The organism is Tenacibaculum holothuriorum (genome assembly GCF_002120225.1).
GTDB classification, from domain to species: domain Bacteria; phylum Bacteroidota; class Bacteroidia; order Flavobacteriales; family Flavobacteriaceae; genus Polaribacter; species Polaribacter holothuriorum.
Genome location: NZ_LAPZ01000001.1, coordinates 60,092 through 83,005 on the forward strand (window position 1 = coordinate 60,092; position 22,914 = coordinate 83,005).

Consider the following 22,914-nt stretch of genomic DNA (forward strand, 5'->3'; position numbering starts at 1 on the left):
GTTAGATTATAAATCTAACGGCTTTTTTTATTCCATTAATAAACCTTCACTTTTTAAAATTGCTCTTGTAATAGGTTTTAATTCTTTCTTAGTCTCTGGATGAATACCTCTTTTGGTAAAAAACTCTCTGATACCACTTTTATTTTTTCCGTACCAATAATTTGGCTTTCCTTTAATAAAGAATGTAGTAGTATCACTAACAATGATTTTTTTAAAGCTTATAATGTCAATATTCTGATTTGTATTATCAATTGCATTAAGAGAATTGCAAGAAACTTTTTTATAATGATTCCCTTTCCAAGCAATACACTCTTTATTACTTAAGAAAAAGTTTTTAATGCTATAGGTGAGTAAAAAGAATATAGCTAGTGTGATGCTAATTTTGATGATTATTTTTTTGTAAACATCTTTTGTTTTTGAATTTAACTCAGCAGTATGATTCTTGTTTGAATAATGAGTTTTTTTTTTACCCCAAAAAGGAGTGGGAGAATTTATGAGTTTATAATCTTCATAGTTTATATAAGTTAAATATTGAGCCATTGCATCTTTTATAAAACTATCTGGAGCACTTACAGAAATATTTTCTTCCTTATCAATATATTTTCTCTGAAGCCTACTAATGGTTTGAATGCTTACATAATTAAATTTTTTATGTTTTTTTTCTAAAATTTCCTCAACAAAAAATACAGATTTTCCGTGTCTAGAAGTAATAGATTCTTGTTCTTCAATAGCGTTGAAGAAATCATTAATAAGCTTTTCAATCATAGTAGTAGGTTGGAGTTGTCAAATAATTGTCCAAAACTACTTCTATTGTACAGCTCTTAATTACGGTTATCCATAAAGTAGACAATTGTAATTGATAAAAAAATGGATAAAATTTGATAAACCTCAAACATTTAAATCCTACAATATTTGCAGTGTGAGTAATCGTAATTCAATCGATTCTTATAAAAACATAAGATTATAAATCAGTAAGTTTTTTAGAAGGGAAGCTATTAAATATAACTGATTTTAATCTTCTACTTCCCACTAAAGAGACGCGCGACTCTTTTAAAATTTTAGGCTTTTCCAAGCACTTTAAAAATCTGAGCACCAACGCTTGGAAAGGAAAACTAATGCTCGAAAATTTTAAAAGAAATGAAAAAAATATTCATAGCAATAGCAGTTTTATTTATAAGTAATGTGTTTACATCGTGTACCGATTTAGAAGATAAATTGGTGAATAATCAAACTGAACATGAGCTTCAAAATACTGGAGGAGGTAATGATCAAGATCCGCCTGAGGATCCTGATGCTGAACCTGATATAAAAGGATAAAATTTAATATTTTAGAGGAATGAAACAGATTAAGATTTTATTCCTTTTTTTTTCTTTTATTGTTGTAAATTTTCAAAAAAATAACACAAAAAGCCTTGTTCAAAAACGTAAAGAAGCTGTACAAGAAAAAGATTTATCTAGTGCTATTAGATATACTAAAGATGTAATTGTTTTAAAAAATAAATTAAGACATTCTCTTAGTAAAGAGTATTATAGATTAGGTTATTACTTTTTTTTAAATAATAAACAAGATAGTGCTTATGTTAATTATAAAAAATCTAAAGAAGCTTACGAGAAAGAAGGAGATAGTCTTAATGCAGGTAAAGTGTTAAAGGAGATAGCTGTAATTGAATCTAATTATCAATTATATTATAAAAGTGATTCAACAGCGATTAAAGCATTAAAATATTTAAAAAATAGAGATAAGATAATTACCTCTGTTTATAATTGCTTAGGAATAAATGCAAATCAACAAAAAGAATTTAAAGAAGCAATATATTGGTATGATTTAGCAATTAAATATACAAAGGATGAAATAAAAAAGAGTAGATATAATAGTAATAAAGCTAACAATTATATTTTTTTAAAAGATTATGAGAAAGCGATTTCAATTTATAAGAGCATTACAAGTACCTCTCTTTTTAATAGTTTACCTTTAAAATTAAAGTCAAAAGTTTTAGATAATTATGCTTATGCTAAACTTCGATTAGGTAAAGATGTTGATTTAGAAGAATTTTTAATAGCTCAGAAGATAAAAAATCATATTAAAGATTTCGATGGTTTAATAACTAATTACTCTTATTTATCAGACTTTTATATGATTAAAGACAAAAAAAAGTCTTTAAATTATGCATATAAAATGTATGAATTAGCTATTCAAGAGAGAAAATCTGAAAGTACTATCGAAGCACTAGATAGATTGATTATACTTGAAAGTGATCACAGGATAAAAAAACTTGCTCAAAAGAGGTTTAGATTAAAAGATAGTATTGTAGGTGCACGAAAAAAATCTCAAAATAAATTAGTAAAAGTTATCTACAATTATGATAAAGAGAAAAAGCAAAGAATAGTAGCAGAAAAAAAATCAATAGAAAATAAATTAGAAGTAGAAAAACAAAAATCTGAGAAACAAATCTGGCTTTTTGCAGTCATTATAACAATATTAAGTTCTATAGTATATTTTTTCTATAAGAGAGAGAAAAACAAAAAAGAAAAAGTAATTGAAGTATATAAAACAGAAACCCGTTTAGCGAAAAAAATTCATGATGAATTAGCAAATGATGTGTACTTAGTTATGAATAAAATTCAGCAAGGAGAAGACGAAGAAGTATTGTTGAATAAGCTAGAAAAAATCTATTCCCAAACACGAAATATTTCTCACGAAAATAGCCCAGTTTTAACAGGGATACAATTTGAATATTTTTTAAAACAATTATTCACAGAGTTTAACTCTGATATTTGTAAAGTATTAAATAAAGGACTATCATCAATAGAAATAAATAAACTTACTAAAGAAAAACAGATAGTAATTTATAGAGTGTTACAAGAGCTATTGGTGAATATGAAAAAGTATAGCAATGCAAGTTTGGTAATGATTACTTTTAAGCAAGAAAAAGACAAATTATATATAGAATACAAAGATAATGGAGTAGGTGTAGATAAGTTAAAAATTAAAAACGGATTACAAAATATGGAAACCCGTATAAAATCTGTTGGAGGAACAATTATTTTTGAATCAGAAAATCAAAAAGGTTTTCAAGCTAAGTTTCAATTAAAAAAGTAATTATGTTTAAAAAAGTACTGATAGCAGAGGATGCCGATTTCATGTCTAGCGGAATCAAATCAATTTTAGAAAAATTAAACATTCCAACAATTGAATACGCAAAATATTGTGATGAAGCTTTTTTAAAAATAAAGAAAGCATGGTTAGATAATAATCCTTTCGATTTACTAATAAGTGATCTTTCGTTTGTAGATAACCCTAATCCACAACGGTTATATACTGGAGAAGATTTAATATCAGAAGTAAAAAAACTTCAACCAGAACTTAAAACTATTATTTTTTCGGTAGAAGATAAACCGTATAGGATCAAACATCTTTGTAATGAATTATTGGTAGATGCTTATGTTTGGAAATCTGTTCACGGAGCAAGAGAATTAGAATCGGCTATTCAATATGTATTTAATAATACATTTTTTATTTCTCCAAGCTTATCTCAATATTTAAAACAAAAAGAAGCTTTTGAAATTACAGATTACGACGTATTGTTATTAGAATTATTAGCTAGTGGGTTTGAACAAAAAGAAATAAGTATAGCGCTGAAAAATAAAAAAGTAAAGCCTTGTAGTATCAGTTCTGTCGAAAAAAGATTAAAGCTTTTAAGAGAAAATTTCAATGCTAATAACCCAACTCAATTGATAGCTATCACAAAAGATTTTGGATTGATTTAAAAATAGAATTTAAATATTTAATAACACCTTACGGAAATCCGTAAGGTTTTACTTTTTCTAGATATTAATTTTATCATATTAAAAATAAATAGTTTTTATATGCCGAAATATTATGTAAATAAAAATGCCCAGATTAATGGAGATCATGAGGTTCATAAATTTGGATGTAGTTGGCTTCCGAATATAGAGAATAGAATTTATTTAGGAGATTTTATTAGTTGTTATAGTGCTGTTAGTAAGGCAAAAGAATATTATAATAAAGTAAATGGCTGTTACTATTGTAGTAATGTGTGTCATACAAGTTAACTAAAATTTATGGAATATAAAGTAGTACCATTTTATCCTGTTATTAATAGAGAAAAAGATAATACGAAAAAAGTAGCAAAACAGTTAGAGGATATTATTGAAAATTTCTCAAATCAAGGATGGAAATATATTCGTTTAGAAAGTGTAGAAACACATATTTCTCCAATCCCAGGTTGTTTTGGTTTTGGCAGTAAACCTGGATTTAAAGCATACAGGAGAATGATAGTTTTTAGTAAGGAATGATGAAGTATATTTTGTTAGGCTTAATTAAAATGTACTGGAGTTTAAAACCTAAAAACAAACTTCCTAAATGCATTTTTAGAAAATCATGTTCCCATTTTGTTTATGAGGTTACAAAAAGTAAAGGTTTTTTTGGGGGACTAAAAGCTTTGGTCTACAGGTTTAAAAATTGTAGATATGGATTTGAGTTACTAAAAAAACCTATAACTGATAATGTAATTATGATTCTTCCGAACGGAGATGAAATTTCAGAAGATAAGATTGCAAAATGGTTATTGAAATAAGAGTTTTATATAATGAAAGAATATATATATACTTACTAACAATTATAATTAGTTTATTTAGCTTTCAAATAAAAACAACACAAAAAGTATTTATTTGTAAAAGCACATCAAGTAAAAGATATCATTATAAAAAGACATGTAGAGGTTTAAATAGATGTAAAGCCGAAATAAAAGAAACTACTTTAAAAAAGGCCGAAAAATTTGGAAGAACACTTTGTAAACTGGAAAACAAGTAATAAAATGCAAATATCTTGGGCTCTGTTGAAAACTAATTCAACAGAGTTTTTTGTTTTTTCATGCTAAATGTTATTTTAGCAAGCACTTCAAATTCTCACAATTTTTATGGCTCAAGAAACAAAATATACCGAAGACAATATACGCTCGCTCGATTGGAAAGAACATATCCGAATGCGTCCAGGAATGTATATTGGTAAACTCGGTGATGGTTCGTCACCCGATGATGGAATTTACATTCTTGTAAAAGAAGTTCTCGATAACTCTATCGATGAGTTTGTAATGGGTACAGGTAAAACCATTGAAGTTTCTATTCAAGGAAATAAAGTAATTGTACGAGATTACGGTAGAGGTATTCCATTAGGAAAAGTGGTTGATGTAGTTTCTAAAATGAATACAGGGGGTAAGTATGACTCTAGAGCCTTTAAAAAATCGGTTGGACTAAATGGAGTTGGTACCAAAGCTGTAAACGCATTATCTACCTATTTTAGAGTAGAATCTACGCGTGATGGTAAATCAGCTTCAGCAGAATTTGAAAAAGGAAATTTAACCAATCAAGATTTATTAGAAGAAACATCGAGAAGAAGAGGTACTAAAGTGACCTTTATTGCCGATGATACAATTTTTAAAAATTATAAGTATCGTCCAGAATATATCATCCGATTATTAAAAAACTATGTATACCTAAATCCAGGACTTACGATAGTTTTCAATGGAGAAAAGTACTATTCAGAAAACGGATTGAAAGATTTATTGGAAGACAACAACAATCAAGAAGATATGTTGTATCCAATAATTCATTTACGTGGAGACGATATTGAAATAGCGATTACGCACAGTAAAACACAATATTCAGAAGAGTATCATTCCTTTGTAAACGGTCAAAATACTACACAAGGAGGAACGCATCAAGCAGCATTTAGAGAAGCAGTGGTAAAAACGATTCGAGAATTCTACGGAAAGAACTTTGATGCTTCTGATGTGCGTAAATCAATCATAGCTGCCATTTCTATCAAAGTAATGGAACCAGTTTTCGAAAGTCAGACAAAAACCAAATTAGGTTCTACCGAAATGGGAGGAGATTTACCAACGGTACGTACTTATATAAACGATTTTGTAAAAACAAGATTAGATAACTTCTTACATAAGAATACTGAAACTGCTGATAAACTTCAGAAGAAAATCTTACAAGCAGAGAAAGAAAGAAAAGAACTTTCAGGAATTCGTAAAATAGCAAGAGAAAGAGCTAAGAAAGCAAGTTTGCATAATAAAAAATTACGCGACTGTCGTATTCACTTCGGAGATACTAAAAAAGATGGATATTTAGATACAACGTTATTTATTACGGAGGGAGATTCAGCAAGTGGATCAATTACCAAATCAAGAAATGTAAACACACAAGCGGTATTTAGTTTAAAAGGAAAACCGTTAAACTCTTACGGATTAACAAAAAAAATTGTTTATGAAAACGAAGAGTTTAATTTATTACAAGCAGCATTAAATATAGAAGACGGATTAGAAGATTTACGTTATAACAACATAGTAATTGCTACCGATGCCGATGTCGATGGAATGCATATTCGTTTACTATTAATCACGTTTTTCTTACAGTTTTTTCCAGAGGTGATTAAAGAAGGTCATTTATATATTTTAGAAACTCCACTATTTAGAGTACGAAATAAAAAAGAAACCATTTACTGTTATTCTGAAGAGGAGAAACAAGCTGCTATAGGTAAATTGAGAGGGAAGCCAGAGATTACGCGATTTAAAGGATTGGGGGAAATTTCACCTAATGAGTTTGTACACTTTATTGGAGACGATATTCGTTTAGATCCAGTAATGTTAGATAAAGAAATGTCTATAGAACAGATGTTACAATTCTATATGGGGAAAAATACACCAGATAGACAAAAATTCATTATTGAAAACTTAAAAGTAGAACAAGATTTAGTAGAAGAGAATTAATATGAAAAATATCTCAAGACACAAAGTATATTTAATTATAGCGGCGACCATGTTTTTTATAAATCTGTTTAAAGTAAATTTTGAAGATTTATCATGGACGCATAATAAAACTCAATATGTTAGTATGTTATTTTCTGCGATAGCTTTTGTATTAATAACCATACTAACTAAGAAAAAGTAAAAGAAATAAGAATGAAAAAGAGGTTTACACAATTTACATTGGTTTTATCAATAATAATGATCCTTGTAAATTTATTATCGATAGACTTTGATCATATAACAGATATTAAGAAAAATTTATCAGCGTATTTAGGAGTAATTTCAATGTCTCTTATAACATATTCGGTTTATTTATCTTTAAAATCAAAATAATTAAGAAGAAATCTTAATGGAAGAAAACAACAATTACGAACACGACGAAGAATTAACAAACGAAAATCATCAAGAAACAACCGAAACCATTACCAAGGTTACTGGAATGTACAAAGAATGGTTTTTAGATTATGCTTCGTATGTAATTTTAGAACGTGCGGTTCCGTCAATTGAAGACGGATTTAAACCAGTACAGCGTCGTATTATGCATTCTATGAAAGACTTAGATGATGGGCGTTACAATAAAGTAGCAAACATCGTAGGTCATACCATGCAGTATCATCCACACGGTGATGCATCTATTGCAGATGCTATGGTACAAATGGGACAAAAAGAATTGTTGATTGATATGCAAGGTAACTGGGGTAATATACTTACTGGAGACCGTGCCGCAGCTTCACGTTATATTGAAGCACGTTTATCTAAGTTTGCCTTAGATGTAGTTTTCAATGCCAAAACAACTGAATGGCAAGCTTCGTATGATGGTCGTAAAAAAGAACCTGTTAATCTTCCTGTAAAGTTTCCATTGTTGTTAGCACAAGGAGCTGAAGGAATTGCGGTTGGATTATCGACAAAAATACTACCTCATAACTTTAATGAATTAATTGATGCTTCTATAAAATATTTAAAAGGAAGAAGCTTTAGTATTGTACCAGACTTTTTAACAGGAGGAATCGCTGATTTCACCAATTATAATGACGGTAAAAGAGGAGGTAAGGTTCGTGTACGCGCTAAAATATCTCAATTAGATAAGAAAACCTTGGTAATTACTGAAATTCCATTTGGAACTACCACAACCTCTTTAATTGACAGTATTTTAAAGGCGAACGAAAAAGGGAAGATTAAGATTAAGAAAATAGAAGATAATACGGCTGCAAATGTAGAAATCTTAGTACATCTTCCACCAAATGTTTCGCCAGATAAAACGATAGATGCATTATATGCGTTTACCAATTGCGAGAATTCAATATCACCGCTTTCTTGTATTATTGAAGATAACAAACCTGTGTTTATTGGAGTTTCAGAAGTTTTAAAAAAATCGACCGATTTCACAGTTGAATTGTTAAAACAAGAATTAGAAATTCAGCTGAATGAATTGGAAGAACAATGGCATTTTTCTTCATTAGAGCGTATTTTTATTGAAAACAGAATTTACCGTGATATTGAAGAAGTAGAAACTTGGGAAGGCGTAATTGAAGCTATTGATATAGGTTTAAAACCGCATACAAAACATTTAAAACGAGAAGTTACCGAAGAAGATATTGTTCGTTTAACAGAAATTAGAATTAAAAAGATTTCTAAGTTCGATATTGACAAAGCGAAACAGTTTATAGAAAGTTTAGAAGAAAAAATAGCAGAAGTAAAGAACCACTTAGATAATTTAATTGAATTCGCTATTGACTATTTTAAAGACTTAAAATCGAAATACGGAAAAGGAAAAGAGCGTAAAACAGAAATTAGAATTTTTGACGATATCGTTGCTACCAAAGTAGTAATGCGTAATTCTAAACTATACGTAAATAGAGAAGAAGGATTTATTGGTACATCGTTAAAGAAAGACGAATTCGTAGCCGATTGTGCCGATATTGATGATATTATTGTATTTAGAGATAACGGTACGATGATGGTTACCAAAGTAGACTCTAAAACGTTTGTCGGAAAAGGAATTATTCACGTAGCTGTATTCAAGAAAAAAGACAAACGTACGGTTTACAATATGATTTATAAAGATGGAGCAAAAGGACCATCTTATATGAAACGTTTCAATGTTACTTCAGTAACCAGAGATAAAGAATACAATTTAGCGAATGATAATCCGAAGTCGAAAGTATTATACTTTACTGCAAACCCAAATGGAGAAGCAGAAGTAGTCACTATTTTATTACGTTCTGTAGGAAGTGTAAAGAAACTAAAATGGGATATCGACTTTGCCGATTTAGCCGTAAAAGGACGTGGAGTTAGAGGTAATTTGGTAAGTAAACATTCAATTAAAAAAGTTGAGTTTAAAGAAGCAGGAGCTTCTACGTTAAAGCCACGTAAAATTTGGTTCGACGATGCTGTTCAACGTTTAAATGTTGATGGTAGAGGAGATTTATTAGGAGAGTTTAAAGCTGAAGATAAAATTTTAATAGCTACACAATCAGGTAAAATTAAAGCAGTAACGCCAGATTTAGCGACGCACTTCGAAAATGACATGATTGTGTTAGAAAAATGGAAGTCTAAAAAACCAATTTCAGCAATTTATTTTGATGGTAATAAAGAACGCTATTATGTAAAACGTTTCTTAATTGAAAGTACAGATAAAGAAGAAGTGTTTATTTCTGATCATGAAAAATCAAAACTAGAAATTATTGCGACTGATTATCGACCGATGGCTGAGGTTATTTTCTCAAAACGTAGTTTAGATAAGATTGAAGTAAATTTCGAAGACTTTATAGCTATCAAAGGAATTAAAGCTTTAGGAAATCAATTAACTACCGATAAAATACGTACTGTTAATTTATTAGAATCGCTTCCATACGCTGAACCAGAAGAAGAAAAGGTGGAAGATATAGAAGTAAATGAAGAGGAAGTAGTAGAAGAAACTTTAGGGTTAGATATTGAAGTAAAGGAAAAATCTTTTGAAGAAACAAAAGAAGATAAAGTGAAGAAAGCGCTTCAAAATATTATCAAAAAGAAAAAAGAGTTAAAAGAAGATGACGATTCTCAACAAAGCTTGTTTGAATAATTTGTATCTTTAAACTATGCAAATAACAAACATATTTAATGTTAATACAGCTTCAGGAATACTGCTATATTGTTTAGCAGTATTTTTTATTGCATGGTTATTTTCTAGAGTTCTACGCTATTTAATAATTCTATTCATTAAGTCTAAAAAATCAGATAGATTTGGTAGAACAAGCATTCAGTTTTTTAGAAATTCTATCAAGTTTTTCATAGGTATATTTGCTCTTGTTTATATAGTAATGACGGTGCCGCTTTTTAGAAGTAAAGCTACATTAATTTTCTCTGGAGCTGGTATTATTGCAGCAATTATAGGTTTTGCTGCACAAGCAGCTTTATCGAATTTAATAGCAGGAGCATTTATTGTTTTGTTTAGACCTTTTAGGGTAGGAGATTATATAAAATTAGATGATACTCGAATGGGAATTGTTGAAGACATTACGCTTCGTCATACTGTAATAAACAACTTTGAAAACAAACGATTAATCATTCCGAATTCGGTAATTAGTACCGATTCTGTTTTAAATCATACGATTGAAGATTCTTATATTTTAAGTTTCAATAATTTTAAAATTGGAATTAAAGCTGATATAGATTTAGCGAGAAAAATTATTCAAGAAGAAGCAATAAAATTACCAAATGTGATTGACAATAGAACTTCTGAGCAAGTGTTGGCAGATAAAGATCAGGTAGATGTGAGAGTAATAGATGTACACTCTGACCATATACATATGAGAGCCTACGTTTGGCTGAATGAACCTTTTTTAGAGTTTAAGACTAAATGTTCTTTAAAAGAAGCTGTTCATAAACGATTTATTAAAGAAGGAGTCGATTTACCGATACCTATTTATAAGGTTAACAAAAGTTAAAAAGCAAGTAGTAATTAAATAGCTACTTGCTTTTTTATTAAAACTAAAATCAGACTGATTTTTTATATCACTAATTCTTGATGACGGATAATATCTTCAAAAGTTTCTCGCTTACGAATTAAATAATCTTTTCCTTCATGCATCATAACTTCAGCAGGTCTATATCTCGAATTATAATTAGAAGCCATAGAAAAACAATAAGCTCCAGCATTATGAAAACATAAAATATCACCTTCAGAAATTTCATTAATTCTACGATTCGAACCAAATGTATCAGTTTCGCATATATAACCTACAATGCTATAATAACGTTCTCTTCCTTTTGGATTTGATAAGTTTTTTATTTGGTGATACGAATTGTAAAACATTGGTCTAATCAAATGATTTAAACCAGAATCGATTCCTGCAAAAACAGTTGAGGTTGTTTGTTTAATAACATTTACCTTGGCTAAAAATCGCCCAGATTGACTTACTAAAAACTTACCAGGCTCAAACATTAAGGTAAGGTCTTTACCATATTCTTTACAGAATTCATTAAAACGTTTAGATAATTTTTTACCTAATTCTTCAATATTTGTACTAATATCATCTGTTTTATACGGAACTTTAAATCCGCTTCCAAAATCAATAAAATCAATATTCTTAAACTGTTTAGCAGTGTCAAAAAGAATTTCGGTAGCACGTAAAAAAGTATCAATGTCTAAAATATCAGAACCAGTATGCATGTGAATTCCGTTAATATGCATATTCGTATTTTCTACTACCCTTTTTATATGCGGAACTTGATGAATTGAAATTCCGAATTTAGAATCGATATGCCCTACAGAAATTTTAGAATTTCCACCAGCCATAACATGTGGGTTTATACGAATACAAACAGGAATATTGGGGTGCTTTTGCCCAAACAATTCTAATATAGATAAATTATCGATGTTAATTTGCACCCCAAGTTTGGCAACGTCTTCTATTTCTTGTAATGATACTCCGTTTGGAGTGTAAATAATATCTTTTGGTTCGAAACCAGCTAACAATCCTAATTTAACCTCTTGAATAGAAACCGTATCTAACCCACTATTTAGTTTATTAAAAACTTTTAAAATATTTAAGTTAGATAACGCTTTAGCAGCATAATTAATTTTTACGTTTTTTACCTTAGAAAAAGCTTTTGTTATTTTTTTGTATTGACTACTAATAACATCGGTATCGTAAACATATAGAGGACTTCCATATGTCTCGGCTAATTGTAATAAACTATTTCTATCCATTATAAAATTGTTTTAAAAGTGTTCAAAAATATAGGAGTGCAATAGACTCAACAATTAAATTAAAGAAATAAACATATCTGTTTTTTTTGTGATAAAATATAAAAGGGGATTTTTCCTTGTGATTTTATAAATAAAAGAATGCATATTTGGTGTGTAATAAAGATTAAGGGGACTTTATTAAACACTTGATATTTTCTTTTAGGGGTAGATAATATCATAGAAACTCCAGCGAAAGCTGGAGTTTTTGTTTTTATAAAAATATAATTAGCTAATTACCTTTTAGTATTTAAGTTGTTTTCCCCGAAAAAGCAATAATTGTTTTTTGCATCTTTGAAATGAATAAAGATTAAGGGGCTTTATTCGTGATGATATTTTCTTTTAGGGGTAGATGATATCGTAGAAAATCCAGCTTTTGCTGGATTTTTTTATTATCCTGTTTTTTTCTAAAAATAAAAGGGATTTTACCTTATGATTTCATAAATAAAAGAATGCATATTTGGTGTGTAATAAAGATTAAGGGGACTTTATTAAACACTTTGATATTTTCTTTTAGGGGTAGATAATATCGTAGAAAATCCAGCTTTTGCTGGATTTTTTTATTGCCTTGTTTTTTCTAAAAATAAAAGGGGGTTTTTCCTTGTGATTTTATAAATAAAAGAACGCATATTTGGTATGTAATAAAGATTAAGGGGACTTTATTAAACACTTGATATTTTCTTTTAGGGGTAGATAATATCATAAAAACTCCAGCGAAAGCTGGAGTTTTTGTTTGCATAAAATTCAACAATTATTTTTAAGGTAAAAAACGAATTTTACAGGTGATTTTCCTATGCTTTTAAAAGAGCTAATTAAGCATATTTGTCATCGAAATAAAGGAATAAGGGGTCTTTATTTCTAATTGATGATATTTTCTTTTAAGGGGTAGATAATATCATGATAATAAAAAGCACCAGTGTTAACTGGTGCTTTAATTTTTTATAATAGTTACGTAATTTCTATTGGAATTTTACTGCTACTTTTTGAGCTATACCTACAATTACTTCCGTAGCTTTTATAATACTTTCTACAGGTACATATTCGTAACGACCGTGAAAGTTATGTCCACCAGCAAAAATATTAGGACAAGGTAATCCTTTATAAGATAATTGAGAGCCATCAGTACCTCCTCTAATAGGTTTTATTAATGGTGTAATTCCCATATCTTTCATTACTTCTTCAGCAATGTCTACTATATGCATTACAGGAACTACCTTTTCTTTCATATTAAAGTACTGATCTTTAATTTCAACAGAAATTAATTTCTTTCCTTGTTTTGCATTTAAAACTTCAGCTAGGTCTAACATCGCTTTTTTACGATTGTTAAACTGATCCATATCATGATCGCGAATAATATAATGTAGCTTTGTTTGCTCTACTTTTCCTTCCATATGGTGTAAGTGAAAGAAACCTTCGTAACCAGTTGTTCTTTCTGGTACTTCATCTTCTGGTAAAGCATTGATAAATTCACTAGCAATAAGCATTGAGTTTATCAATTTTCCTTTTGCATAACCAGGGTGAACAATTTTTCCTTCAATAGTTACCGTTGCTCCAGCTGCATTAAAGTTTTCATACTCTAATTCACCTATTTGACTTCCGTCCATGGTATAAGCCCATTCAGCACCAAACTTTTCTACATCAAATAAATGAGCACCTTTACCAACTTCTTCATCTGGAGTAAAACAAATTCTAATTTTTCCGTGTTTAATTTCTGGATTTTGAATTAAGAATTCCATTGCTGAAACGATTTCAGTAACACCCGCTTTATCATCAGCACCTAAAAGTGTTGTTCCATCAGTAGTAATAATAGTTTGTCCTTTGTATTGTAATAAATCTTCAAAATAATCTGGAGACAATACAATGTTTTCTTCTTTATTTAAAAGAATGTCTTTACCATCGTAATTCTCATGAATTTGAGGTTTAACATCTTTACCAGTAAAATCAGGACTCGTATCAATATGTGCAACGAAACCGATAGTAGGTACTTCATAATCTAAATTACTAGGTAAAGTTGCCATTAAGTAACAGTTCTCATCAAGCTCAACATCTTCCATACCAATTTCTTTTAACTCTTTTTCTAAAATTCGAGCTAAATTCCATTGTTTTTCAGTACTTGGAAATGCTGGATTGTTTGGATCACTTTCTGTATCTACAGTAACGTATTTTACAAAACGATCTATTATATGTTGTTTGTTCATTGTTATAATTTTAAAGGTTCAAAAATAATTATTTTACCTGTATTTTTTCAATCAAATTAATTGCATTACAAAGTCTATCATTTACTAATGAATCTCCGTAAATTTCAGTTTTTATGTGCATAAAGTTATCAGAATTTACTTTAGTGAATACATTTAAAATATGATAGGTGAATTTGCCTTTTTTTCCTTTAGCTAAACTGTAATATGTAGGTTTATCAAATAACTGAATGTTCTTGGTTTTTAGTTCTTCAAGTTCCATTCTTTTGTTATCATTTGTTATTTTTTCTTTAAAAGTCTTATCTAAATTTATTGGAGAATGAATAATCGATGCATCTAACAATGTAGTTTTTGTTAGATTTAATGTAGTATCAGCCGCATAAATAGAACTTAAAGAGTTGTCGTAATATAAATTTACTTTCCATGTTTTAGGAAGTGACATTGTAAACAAACTACGAATGTCGTTTACTTCTTTTAGGCTTTGAAAAGAGTTTGAAGAATCACATGGGAAATCTTTTTTTAACTCGGATGAAGAAGTACAAGAATAACAGATTATTGTAAGAAAGAGAATATAAAAGTACCTCATAAAATCACTAGTGTTTTTGTTTAAAATAAGCAATGAGCAAATCTACTACATAACTATAAGAATCTATTCCTTTAGTTTGATTATTTGCTTTTAAATAACTGTTATATCCTTTTTTTAAATACGGCTCAATTGGGTTTTCAAATTGCTTCCAAAAAAGATGCGTATTGTACAAATCTTTTCTAATACCCTTGTGTGCTTTTTTTACAAGCTGCTTATATAAGTTTTTATCCCTTTTATAAATTTCTGAAATACAATAGCGATATGCCATTCGATAACCAGAATATTTAAAATATACATCAGTGTTGTTAATACACGCTAAAAAACCGACAAAATTAGCATCGTTTTCTGCAGACCAACCTATTTGATGTGCCATTTCATGGCAAGTAGTGGCTGGATAACCAGTTTTAGGAATCATATCATTAACCTGAGCTTCACTAGTAATGGGATTCAAATAACCAGAAGTTCCGTTGTAAGACTGAAATAAACTTACCAATGAATTTTTGATTGATGATACTCTATAATTTAGCTGTGGAAGTTTACTCGATAATTGATGAAACCCATTGGGCGCTAATTGATATATTTCTTTTTGGGAATAAGGAAGAACTACTTCAATAGTATCATTTTTAGTAATTTGTTGTTGAATAGCATTTAAGCTATCAATAATGATTTCGGTAGTTTTTACAAGTTGTTCAGTAGTATAAGGAGCTTGCTGTAAACCTAAATTCTTAGCTAAAGGTTCACGGAAATAGTTGAGTCCCCAAAACAAATAAAAGCATCCATAAATAACAGAGAGTATTGCTGTTAATTTTAATAATTGCCCAATAAAATTCTTAAATTTATGTTTTATTAATATGTATATTCCTCTCAATAATAAAAAGAGTAAAACGAAACCTAAAACATCACCAAAAGAAAAAGGAATCCACCCCAATAAAAAGCGCAATACAATTGAAATTTTGGGATAAATTCCATTACTGTAATATTGTTCAATAAACTGAGGTTTTTGGCTTAAAAATTGCACTAAAATTACCTGAATAGGGAGTAATAAACTTAAAAAAAGATGTTTTTTAGAGTACTGCATAAAGCCAAAAATAAGAAAGTTATAAGGTTATCAACAAGTTAATAACAATATTGTTTACATTATTTGTGTAAAAAGAAAATTAAAGATGGCTTCTACAAAATCCATCATAAAAAATTACATTTGCCGTTATGGAGAGAACACAATCTGTTAGGGGAAAAAAAATTGATAAGGCGAGAATAATTAGCTTAGAAAAAGGAAAGTTACCACCACAGGCTTTAGACTTAGAAGAAGCAGTGTTGGGAGCAATGATGATTGATAAAAAAGGAATCGATGAAGTAATTGATATTTTACATCCTGAAGCTTTTTATGATAAAAGACATCAAGAAATTTATGCAGCTATTTATGCATTATTTCAAAACTCAGAACCGATTGATCTATTATCGGTATCTAACCAATTAAAGAAAAATGGAACTTTAGAAATAGCTGGAGGCGATTTTTATTTAATCAACTTAACGCAAAAAGTAGCTTCTTCTGCACATATTGAATTTCACTCACGAGTAATTCTTCAAAAGTTTATTCAACGAAAATTAATTACTATTTCATCAGAAATTATTGAAAATGCGTATGATGAAACAGTAGATGTTTTCGATTTGTTAGACGATGCTGAAGGAAAGTTATTCGAAGTAACACAAGGAAACTTAAAGAAAGGGGCCGAAAGAGCCGATTCTTTAGTACAGCAATCTATTAATAAAATCCAAGAAATTTCTACCAAAGAAGGTATGAGTGGATTGGAAACAGGATTTACCAAACTAGATGCATTAACATCGGGTTGGCAACCTTCTGATTTAATTATTATTGCGGCACGTCCTGGTATGGGTAAAACGGCTTTTGTAATTTCTATGGCGAAAAATATGGCGATAGATTTTGGTCATCCAGTTGCAGTTTTTTCTCTAGAGATGTCATCAGTGCAGTTAATTACGCGTATGATTTCTTCTGAAACAGGATTGACTTCAGAAAAATTACGTAAAGGAAACTTAGAACCTCACGAATGGGAACAGTTAAACGTAAAAGTTAAAAAATTATCTGACGCACCAATTTTTATTGATGATACACCAGCACTTTCTATTTTTGATTTACGTGCAAAAGCACGTCGTTTGGTATCACAACACGGAGTTAAAATATTAGTAATTGATTATTTACAGTTAATGACAGCTGGTGGAGCGGGAGGTAACCGTGAACAGGAAATCTCTACCATTTCTCGTAACTTAAAAGCTTTAGGAAAGGAATTAGATATACCCGTAATTGCACTTTCTCAGTTATCTCGTTCGGTAGAAACTCGTGGAGGAAGTAAAAGACCTTTACTATCCGATCTTCGTGAATCTGGTGCGATTGAGCAAGATGCAGATATTGTATCGTTTATCTTTAGGCCAGAATATTACGGAATGACGGAATGGGATGACGACGATCATTCTCCATGTGAAGGACAAGGTGAATTTATCGTAGCAAAACATCGTAATGGTGGATTAGACAATATTCGTTTAAAGTTTACAGGGCACTTAGCAAAGTTCTCAGATTTAGAAGAAAGTTTTAGTAGTGAGTTCCAATCGAGTATGAATACAGGATTTAATGAGGAAGCTTCTGGAAATAATTTTACATCACCGGAAGATGCTTTCGGACCTATAGATAATGGAGGAATGGATGATGTTCCGTTCTAAGAATTGATAAATAATTCATAAAAAATATAAAATACACAATTGCTTTCGGGTAATTGTGTATTTTAGTTTTCAGTTATGTGGGATTTTATTAGAAAAATATTCGGACAGAGAAAAAGAAATCAAAGTATTATTAACAAATATGGATTGAATACTGATTCTAGATTTAAGAAAAAACCAGAAGAAGATGGAGAAGGTATTAATTCAATTCAATTAGAAAAAGGAAAAAGAATAGATATAATTGTACCTGATTTCTTAATAAAAGCAAATAGAGTTTTAGTTACTGACTATAAGTTTAAGTTAGGAGAAACTATAAATGAAGGAGAAGTTTTATGTGAACTCGAAACCGAAGATTTATCATTTGAGTTTGAATCTTTTTGTACAGGGAAAATAGTTTATATAAATTCAAATAAGAGAGTTATAGCGAATGAAAAAATAATTACTCTTGAGGGAGTTTAATTCTTATTGTAATTTGAAAACAAGACTATATATATTAACATTATTATTTTTCTCAAACTCAATTTGGGCATCATTTATTTATGTTCCAATGAGTCATGACAATCAAAAAAATCATTTAAAAGCTTACGGAATAGTATACTATGCACTTCAAAATGGTTTAAAAGCAAAATGGTTATTAAATTACGATGGAGGTGCTTTTTTAATAGAAAACAACGAATCTGTTGTTAATGAATGTAAGATTCGAGGTGTATCGTATGATGTTATTTCTGATACAAAATCTAAAATTATTTTAGAAGAAATCTCTTCTCCTTCTAAAAATCAAGAAGCAATTACTTTAGAAAAAGCACCGAAAATAGCGGTGTATTCACCTAAAGATAAAATGCCTTGGGATGATGCAGTTACTATGGTCTTAACTTATGCTGAAATTCCGTTTGATGTTGTGTATGATGAAGAAGTTTTAAACGATAAATTATTATTGTATGAATGGTTGCATTTACACCACGAAGATTTTACAGGACAATATGGTCGTTTTTACGGAGCGTTTAGAACAGCACCTTGGTATATTCAGCAGAAAAAAGATGCTGAAGCTTTGGCTACAAAATTAGGATATGCTAAAGTTTCCGATGAAAAAGGAGCTGTAGCCAAAAAAATTCGAGATTATGTAATTGGTGGCGGATTCATGTTTGCCATGTGTTCAGCAACCGATAGTTTTGATATAGCCTTGGCAGCAGACGGAGTAGATATTTGTGAAACTATGTTCGATGGTGATCCATCTGAACCAAATTATCAATCTAAAATAGATTTCGATAAAACTTTTGCGTTTAAAGATTTTGAGTTGATTCGTAATCCAACTACGTATGAATTTTCTTCTATAGATATGACTAGAAAGAGAAGAATAAATAAAGAAACTGACTACTTTACATTAAGAGAGTTTTCTGCAAAGTGGGACCAAGTTCCAACAATGCTAACTCAAAATCATACCCAGTTAGTTAAAGCTTTTATGGGACAAACAACCTCTTTTGATAGAAACAATATAAAACCAACTATTATTGTTTTAGGAGAAAATAAAACCAACGGAGAAGGACGTTACATCCATGGAACCAAAGGAAAAGGAATGTTCACTTTTTATGGAGGTCATGATCCTGAAGATTATCAGCACAGAGTAGGAGATCCTAAAACTGAATTAGATTTACATCCTACTTCACCAGGATATAGACTAATATTGAATAACGTATTATTTCCAGCAGCAAAAAAGAAAAAACAAAAAACTTAAAAAAGTAATTGACAATTCTTCATAAAAAATTACTTTTGTCCGTATAAAACAAAAAATAATGTCAACAACACAACAGCTACAAGATTTTACACAACAAGTTCGTAGAGATATAGTTCGAATGGTACACGCCGTAAGTTCTGGTCACCCAGGAGGTTCATTAGGATGTGCTGAGTTTTTAACATGTTTATATCAAGAAATTATGGATTATTCTACTGATTTTGATATGGACGGGAAAAACGAAGATTTATTCTTCTTATCAAACGGACATATTTCTCCAGTTTATTATAGTGTGTTATCTCGTAGTGGTTTCTTCCCTGTTTCTGAATTGGCAACTTTCAGAAAATTAGATTCACGTTTACAAGGTCACCCAACAACACATGAACATTTACCAGGAGTAAGAATTGCATCGGGTTCTTTAGGACAAGGAATGAGTGTTGCTATTGGTGCAGCTGAAGCTAAAAAATTAAACGGAGATGATAAAACTGTATATTCTTTACATGGAGATGGAGAGTTACAAGAAGGTCAAATCTGGGAAGCAGCAATGTATGCTTCAGCAAAAAAAGTTGACAATTTAATTATCACTGTAGATTTAAACGAAAAACAAATCGACGGAACTACCGATGAAGTATTAGCTATGGGTAGTTTAAGAGCTAAGTTCGAAGCTTTTGGTTGGGATGTGTTAGATATTAAAGAAGGTAATAATGTTGAAGCTATTTTAGATGGAATGGCAGACGCAAAATCTCGTACCAGAAAAGGTAAACCAGTTTGTGTTTTATTACATACCGAAATGGGGAATGGAGTAGATTTTATGATGCACACACACGCATGGCATGGTAAAGCACCTAATGATGAGCAATTAGAAGCTGCATTAGAGCAAAATCCAGCTACTTTAGGAGATTACTAAGAATCAAATAAATAAATTTAAATCCCACTTCGGTGGGATTTTTTTATGATTTTATTCACAAATAAGCGTAAGTAATACAGTAAATTTACGTCAATAAACCAAAATAAATTCATGTTAACTATGAGAATAGGCATTGTATGTTACCCAACTTTTGGAGGTAGTGGAGTAGTAGCTACCGAATTAGGAATGGCTTTGGCAGATAAAGGGCACGAAGTACATTTTATAACCTACAATCAACCTGTTCGATTAGACTTCTTTTCACATCGCTTACATTTTCACGAAGTAGTTTTAGAAGAGTATCCACTATTTCAATATCAACCGTATGAATTGGCATTATCGAGTAAAATGGTGGAAGTTGCTGAAAAATATCAGTTAGAAGTTTTACATGTACATTATGCAATTCCACATGCCTATGCAGCGTATATGGCGAAGCAAATGTTAAAAGAAAAAGGTATTGATATTAAAGTTATTACTACTTTACACGGTACTGATATTACGTTAGTAGGAAGTCATCCAACATACAAAACAGCCGTAGAGTTTAGTATTAATAATTCTGATGAAGTTACTTCAGTATCTAACAGTTTACGAGAAGATACGCTGCGTTTGTTCAACATCAAAAAAGAGATTAAAGTAGTATATAATTTCATTGATGGAGAGAAATACGAAAAAGCACATCAAGCAGAATGTAAGCGAATAGGTTTAGCCCAACCTGAAGAAAGAATTTTAACGCATGTAAGTAACTTTAGACCAGTAAAGAGAACAGAAGATGTAATTAGAATTTTTTATAAAGTTCAAAAAGAAATTCCATCAAAGTTATTAATGGTAGGAGATGGACCTGATCGTTTAAAGACAGAAAATTTAGCTAAAGAGTTAGGTATAGAAGATAAAGTATTGTTTTTAGGAAATAGTAACGAGGTAGCAAAAATTTTATGTTACTCAGATGTGTTTTTACTGCCTTCTGAAACCGAAAGTTTCGGATTGGCAGCTTTAGAAGCTATGGCAGCAAATACAGCGGTTATTTCTACGAATGCTGGCGGGCTTTCAGAAGTAAACGTAAACGGAAAAACAGGTTATTTAAGTGCCGTTGGTGATGTGGAAAGTATGGCAAATAATGCTGTTATAATTTTACAAGACGATGCTGTATTAGATGAGTTTAAGAAGAATGCTAAAGAGCATATTAAACTATTTTCATTAGAGAATATTCTTCCTGTATATGAAGAAATTTATAAGAGTTGTTCTGTAACTGTTTAAAAAAAATTAATTGTTTTTGAATAGAATTCGAATAATTTCAATATTACTTTTTTCGATTTCTTGTAAAAAGAATAAAGTAGATAAGATTGAATTTAATAAATCACATTTGAATGGTATGGGGAGAAAGACAAAACGAAAATGCTGTCTTTGAAATAAAAAATGATACTTTAAAATATATTGAATATTATAACACAACATACTTAATCTCTTTAGACGAAAATATATTTACTATTAGATATTCTGATAATAAAATACTATCCCAAAATAGATTATTAAAGTTAACTAAAGATAGTCTTGTTTTAGAAAATGACGATAAAACTCTGTTGAAACTATTTAATACTATTGACAATAAAACTTCAAACTCTCAATAATAATCCCTTGACTAGTAGTACAGTTCAATTTAAAATCTTCGTAGTCGTTTAGCAATACAAAATTGATAATACCACCTACATTTTTCTTATCGTGTATAAGGTATTCTAAAATAGGAGCATAATCATTTTCAGTAATAGAAGCAATACCAAAAATTTGCTGTAAGTTCTTTTTAATATCGTTCACTTTTTCTTTAGAAAAACCTAATTCTTTGTGAGAAATATAAGCTTCGCAAATCATTCCGATAGCAATAGCTTCACCATGCGTAAGTGCTTCTTTATGCTCACTTTCTAAGAAATACGATTCTACAGCGTGTCCAATAGTATGTCCCCAATTTAAAACCTTACGAACACCTTTCTCTTTAGGATCTTCTAAAACAACTTCATTTTTAATTTCTATAGAACGATGAATTAAGTCAACAATATTTACATTCGGATTGTCTTTTATTTCATTAAACAAACGAATATCGTGTGTCATTCCATATTTGATGATTTCAGCAGAACCCGAACGAATTTCTCTTGGAGTTACTGTATGTAAATATTCAGGATCAATAACAATCAATTCAGGATTAGCAAACACACCCACTTGATTTTTCAAGACACCTAAATCTACTCCAGTTTTTCCTCCAACAGAAGCATCAACCATACTTAATAAAGTGGTCGGAATATTTACAAAATCAATTCCACGTTTAAAAGTAGAAGCTACAAATCCACCTAAATCGGTAATAACACCACCACCCAATGTAATAAGTAAACTCTTTCTGTCGGCACCTAATTCGGTCATTACATTCCAAACACCCACGCAAGTTTCAATATTTTTATGGATTTCACCTGCTTCAATTTGAATCACTTCAATAGGTTTCTCAGTACCTAATAATTGTATAAATCGAGGATAACAATGTTCTAAAGTATTGGTGTCTACTAAGACAAATAACGAAGAGTAATTGTTATTCGCAATTAAATTAGATAGTTCGTTATAACCTTTTTCTTCAAAATGAATAGGATAAGTTGCCGCTTGTATTGTGGTCATTCTTTAAAAATATTTAAAAGCGAAAATAATGAGAAAAAGTCAAAATATTTAACGA

22 protein-coding genes are annotated in these 22,914 nt (G+C 30.0%); 16 read left to right on the plus strand and 6 right to left on the minus strand.

The annotated features are described in order from the left end of the window. Positions 1-27 precede the first annotated feature (27 nt). Complete coding sequence (locus WH52_RS00290; RefSeq protein WP_086028927.1) at positions 28-765, minus strand: hypothetical protein; 738 nt, start codon at positions 763-765, stop codon at positions 28-30. 372 nt (positions 766-1,137) lie between these two features. On the opposite strand from WH52_RS00290, the gene WH52_RS00295 reads away from it, so the two are divergent. From WH52_RS00295 to WH52_RS00345, 10 genes are all read left to right on the plus strand, one after another. Further along, positions 1,138-1,317: a hypothetical protein gene (locus WH52_RS00295; protein WP_086028928.1), complete on the plus strand. Its 180-nt coding sequence runs from the start codon at positions 1,138-1,140 to the stop codon at positions 1,315-1,317. Positions 1,318-1,336: 19 nt separating this feature from the next. After that, positions 1,337-3,100: a tetratricopeptide repeat-containing sensor histidine kinase gene (locus tag WH52_RS00300; protein WP_086028929.1), complete on the plus strand. Its 1,764-nt coding sequence runs from the start codon at positions 1,337-1,339 to the stop codon at positions 3,098-3,100. A gap of 2 nt (positions 3,101-3,102) precedes the next feature. Beyond that, entirely contained in the window at positions 3,103-3,768 is a 666-nt protein-coding gene (locus WH52_RS00305; protein ID WP_086028930.1) for a helix-turn-helix domain-containing protein, read from the plus strand. A gap of 99 nt (positions 3,769-3,867) precedes the next feature. After that, positions 3,868-4,074 (plus strand): hypothetical protein, encoded by a 207-nt coding sequence (locus tag WH52_RS00310; RefSeq protein ID WP_086028931.1) that lies wholly within the window; start codon positions 3,868-3,870, stop codon positions 4,072-4,074. A 9-nt stretch (positions 4,075-4,083) separates the two neighbouring features. After that, the gene (locus WH52_RS00315) at positions 4,084-4,317 is read left to right on the plus strand and encodes a hypothetical protein (RefSeq protein ID WP_086028932.1); all 234 of its coding nucleotides are present in this window, start codon (positions 4,084-4,086) and stop codon (positions 4,315-4,317) included. Continuing rightward, positions 4,314-4,598 carry a membrane protein insertion efficiency factor YidD gene (gene yidD / locus WH52_RS00320; RefSeq protein ID WP_233131486.1) on the plus strand — a complete coding sequence of 95 codons (285 nt, stop codon included), beginning with the start codon at positions 4,314-4,316 and terminating at the stop codon, positions 4,596-4,598. Before WH52_RS00315 ends, yidD begins: the two co-directional genes overlap by 4 nt. Positions 4,599-4,940: 342 nt before the next feature. Then, positions 4,941-6,797: a DNA topoisomerase IV subunit B gene (locus WH52_RS00330; protein WP_086028933.1), complete on the plus strand. Its 1,857-nt coding sequence runs from the start codon at positions 4,941-4,943 to the stop codon at positions 6,795-6,797. Position 6,798: 1 nt separating this feature from the next. Next, complete coding sequence (locus WH52_RS00335; protein ID WP_086028934.1) at positions 6,799-6,978, plus strand: hypothetical protein; 180 nt, start codon at positions 6,799-6,801, stop codon at positions 6,976-6,978. 207 nt (positions 6,979-7,185) lie between these two features. Next, positions 7,186-9,897, plus strand: coding sequence for a DNA gyrase/topoisomerase IV subunit A (locus WH52_RS00340; RefSeq protein WP_086028935.1), 2,712 nt, complete (start codon positions 7,186-7,188; stop codon positions 9,895-9,897). Between the two features lie 16 nt (positions 9,898-9,913). Beyond that, a complete protein-coding gene (locus tag WH52_RS00345) occupies positions 9,914-10,762 on the plus strand; it encodes a mechanosensitive ion channel family protein (protein ID WP_086028936.1) in 849 nt (282 codons plus the stop codon). A gap of 62 nt (positions 10,763-10,824) precedes the next feature. On the opposite strand, the gene lysA is transcribed toward WH52_RS00345, so the two are convergent. The 4 genes from lysA to WH52_RS00365 all read right to left on the minus strand — a co-directional run bounded on the left by lysA (position 10,825) and on the right by WH52_RS00365 (position 15,922). Next, positions 10,825-12,027 carry a diaminopimelate decarboxylase gene (gene lysA, locus WH52_RS00350; protein WP_086028937.1) on the minus strand — a complete coding sequence of 401 codons (1,203 nt, stop codon included), beginning with the start codon at positions 12,025-12,027 and terminating at the stop codon, positions 10,825-10,827. A 995-nt stretch (positions 12,028-13,022) separates the two neighbouring features. Further along, positions 13,023-14,261 carry a peptidase T gene (pepT, locus tag WH52_RS00355; protein WP_086028938.1) on the minus strand — a complete coding sequence of 413 codons (1,239 nt, stop codon included), beginning with the start codon at positions 14,259-14,261 and terminating at the stop codon, positions 13,023-13,025. A gap of 28 nt (positions 14,262-14,289) precedes the next feature. Then, positions 14,290-14,844 (minus strand): hypothetical protein, encoded by a 555-nt coding sequence (locus tag WH52_RS00360; RefSeq protein WP_143591999.1) that lies wholly within the window; start codon positions 14,842-14,844, stop codon positions 14,290-14,292. Between the two features lie 7 nt (positions 14,845-14,851). Further along, on the minus strand, positions 14,852-15,922 hold the full coding sequence (locus WH52_RS00365; protein ID WP_086028940.1) for a DUF3810 domain-containing protein: 1,071 nt from the start codon (positions 15,920-15,922) through the stop codon (positions 14,852-14,854). A gap of 128 nt (positions 15,923-16,050) precedes the next feature. Here WH52_RS00365 and dnaB point away from each other — a divergent pair, with 128 nt between their 5' ends. From dnaB to WH52_RS00395, 6 genes are all read left to right on the plus strand, one after another. Next, positions 16,051-17,577: a replicative DNA helicase gene (gene dnaB / locus WH52_RS00370; RefSeq protein WP_086028941.1), complete on the plus strand. Its 1,527-nt coding sequence runs from the start codon at positions 16,051-16,053 to the stop codon at positions 17,575-17,577. A gap of 75 nt (positions 17,578-17,652) precedes the next feature. After that, entirely contained in the window at positions 17,653-18,033 is a 381-nt protein-coding gene (locus tag WH52_RS00375; protein WP_086028942.1) for a biotin/lipoyl-containing protein, read from the plus strand. Between the two features lie 88 nt (positions 18,034-18,121). Further along, the gene (locus WH52_RS00380; protein ID WP_086028943.1) at positions 18,122-19,306 is read left to right on the plus strand and encodes an asparagine synthetase B; all 1,185 of its coding nucleotides are present in this window, start codon (positions 18,122-18,124) and stop codon (positions 19,304-19,306) included. A 58-nt stretch (positions 19,307-19,364) separates the two neighbouring features. Next, the gene (locus WH52_RS00385) at positions 19,365-20,210 is read left to right on the plus strand and encodes a transketolase (protein ID WP_086028944.1); all 846 of its coding nucleotides are present in this window, start codon (positions 19,365-19,367) and stop codon (positions 20,208-20,210) included. A gap of 120 nt (positions 20,211-20,330) precedes the next feature. Then, on the plus strand, positions 20,331-21,461 hold the full coding sequence (bshA, locus tag WH52_RS00390) for an N-acetyl-alpha-D-glucosaminyl L-malate synthase BshA (RefSeq protein WP_086029382.1): 1,131 nt from the start codon (positions 20,331-20,333) through the stop codon (positions 21,459-21,461). 110 nt (positions 21,462-21,571) lie between these two features. Further along, entirely contained in the window at positions 21,572-21,832 is a 261-nt protein-coding gene (locus tag WH52_RS00395; protein ID WP_086028945.1) for a hypothetical protein, read from the plus strand. On the opposite strand, the gene aroB is transcribed toward WH52_RS00395, so the two are convergent. Further along, entirely contained in the window at positions 21,801-22,859 is a 1,059-nt protein-coding gene (gene aroB / locus WH52_RS00400) for a 3-dehydroquinate synthase (RefSeq protein ID WP_086028946.1), read from the minus strand. The genes WH52_RS00395 and aroB overlap by 32 nt on opposite strands. Positions 22,860-22,914: the final 55 nt, after the last annotated feature.

Excerpts from the sequence above, each read along its gene's own strand:
- WH52_RS00290 (WP_086028927.1), bottom strand. The coding sequence starts at position 765 with ATGATTGAAAAGCTTATTAATGATTTCTTCAACGCTATTGAAGAACAA.
- WH52_RS00295 (WP_086028928.1), top strand. The coding sequence starts at position 1,138 with ATGAAAAAAATATTCATAGCAATAGCAGTTTTATTTATAAGTAATGTG.
- WH52_RS00300 (WP_086028929.1), top strand. The coding sequence starts at position 1,337 with ATGAAACAGATTAAGATTTTATTCCTTTTTTTTTCTTTTATTGTTGTA.
- WH52_RS00305 (WP_086028930.1), top strand. The coding sequence starts at position 3,103 with ATGTTTAAAAAAGTACTGATAGCAGAGGATGCCGATTTCATGTCTAGC.
- WH52_RS00310 (WP_086028931.1), top strand. The coding sequence starts at position 3,868 with ATGCCGAAATATTATGTAAATAAAAATGCCCAGATTAATGGAGATCAT.
- WH52_RS00315 (WP_086028932.1), top strand. The coding sequence starts at position 4,084 with ATGGAATATAAAGTAGTACCATTTTATCCTGTTATTAATAGAGAAAAA.
- yidD (WP_233131486.1), top strand. The coding sequence starts at position 4,314 with ATGATGAAGTATATTTTGTTAGGCTTAATTAAAATGTACTGGAGTTTA.
- WH52_RS00330 (WP_086028933.1), top strand. The coding sequence starts at position 4,941 with ATGGCTCAAGAAACAAAATATACCGAAGACAATATACGCTCGCTCGAT.
- WH52_RS00335 (WP_086028934.1), top strand. The coding sequence starts at position 6,799 with ATGAAAAATATCTCAAGACACAAAGTATATTTAATTATAGCGGCGACC.
- WH52_RS00340 (WP_086028935.1), top strand. The coding sequence starts at position 7,186 with ATGGAAGAAAACAACAATTACGAACACGACGAAGAATTAACAAACGAA.
- WH52_RS00345 (WP_086028936.1), top strand. The coding sequence starts at position 9,914 with ATGCAAATAACAAACATATTTAATGTTAATACAGCTTCAGGAATACTG.
- lysA (WP_086028937.1), bottom strand. The coding sequence starts at position 12,027 with ATGGATAGAAATAGTTTATTACAATTAGCCGAGACATATGGAAGTCCT.
- pepT (WP_086028938.1), bottom strand. The coding sequence starts at position 14,261 with ATGAACAAACAACATATAATAGATCGTTTTGTAAAATACGTTACTGTA.
- WH52_RS00360 (WP_143591999.1), bottom strand. The coding sequence starts at position 14,844 with ATGAGGTACTTTTATATTCTCTTTCTTACAATAATCTGTTATTCTTGT.
- WH52_RS00365 (WP_086028940.1), bottom strand. The coding sequence starts at position 15,922 with ATGCAGTACTCTAAAAAACATCTTTTTTTAAGTTTATTACTCCCTATT.
- dnaB (WP_086028941.1), top strand. The coding sequence starts at position 16,051 with ATGGAGAGAACACAATCTGTTAGGGGAAAAAAAATTGATAAGGCGAGA.
- WH52_RS00375 (WP_086028942.1), top strand. The coding sequence starts at position 17,653 with ATGTGGGATTTTATTAGAAAAATATTCGGACAGAGAAAAAGAAATCAA.
- WH52_RS00380 (WP_086028943.1), top strand. The coding sequence starts at position 18,122 with ATGAGTCATGACAATCAAAAAAATCATTTAAAAGCTTACGGAATAGTA.
- WH52_RS00385 (WP_086028944.1), top strand. The coding sequence starts at position 19,365 with ATGTCAACAACACAACAGCTACAAGATTTTACACAACAAGTTCGTAGA.
- bshA (WP_086029382.1), top strand. The coding sequence starts at position 20,331 with ATGAGAATAGGCATTGTATGTTACCCAACTTTTGGAGGTAGTGGAGTA.
- WH52_RS00395 (WP_086028945.1), top strand. The coding sequence starts at position 21,572 with ATGGTATGGGGAGAAAGACAAAACGAAAATGCTGTCTTTGAAATAAAA.
- aroB (WP_086028946.1), bottom strand. The coding sequence starts at position 22,859 with ATGACCACAATACAAGCGGCAACTTATCCTATTCATTTTGAAGAAAAA.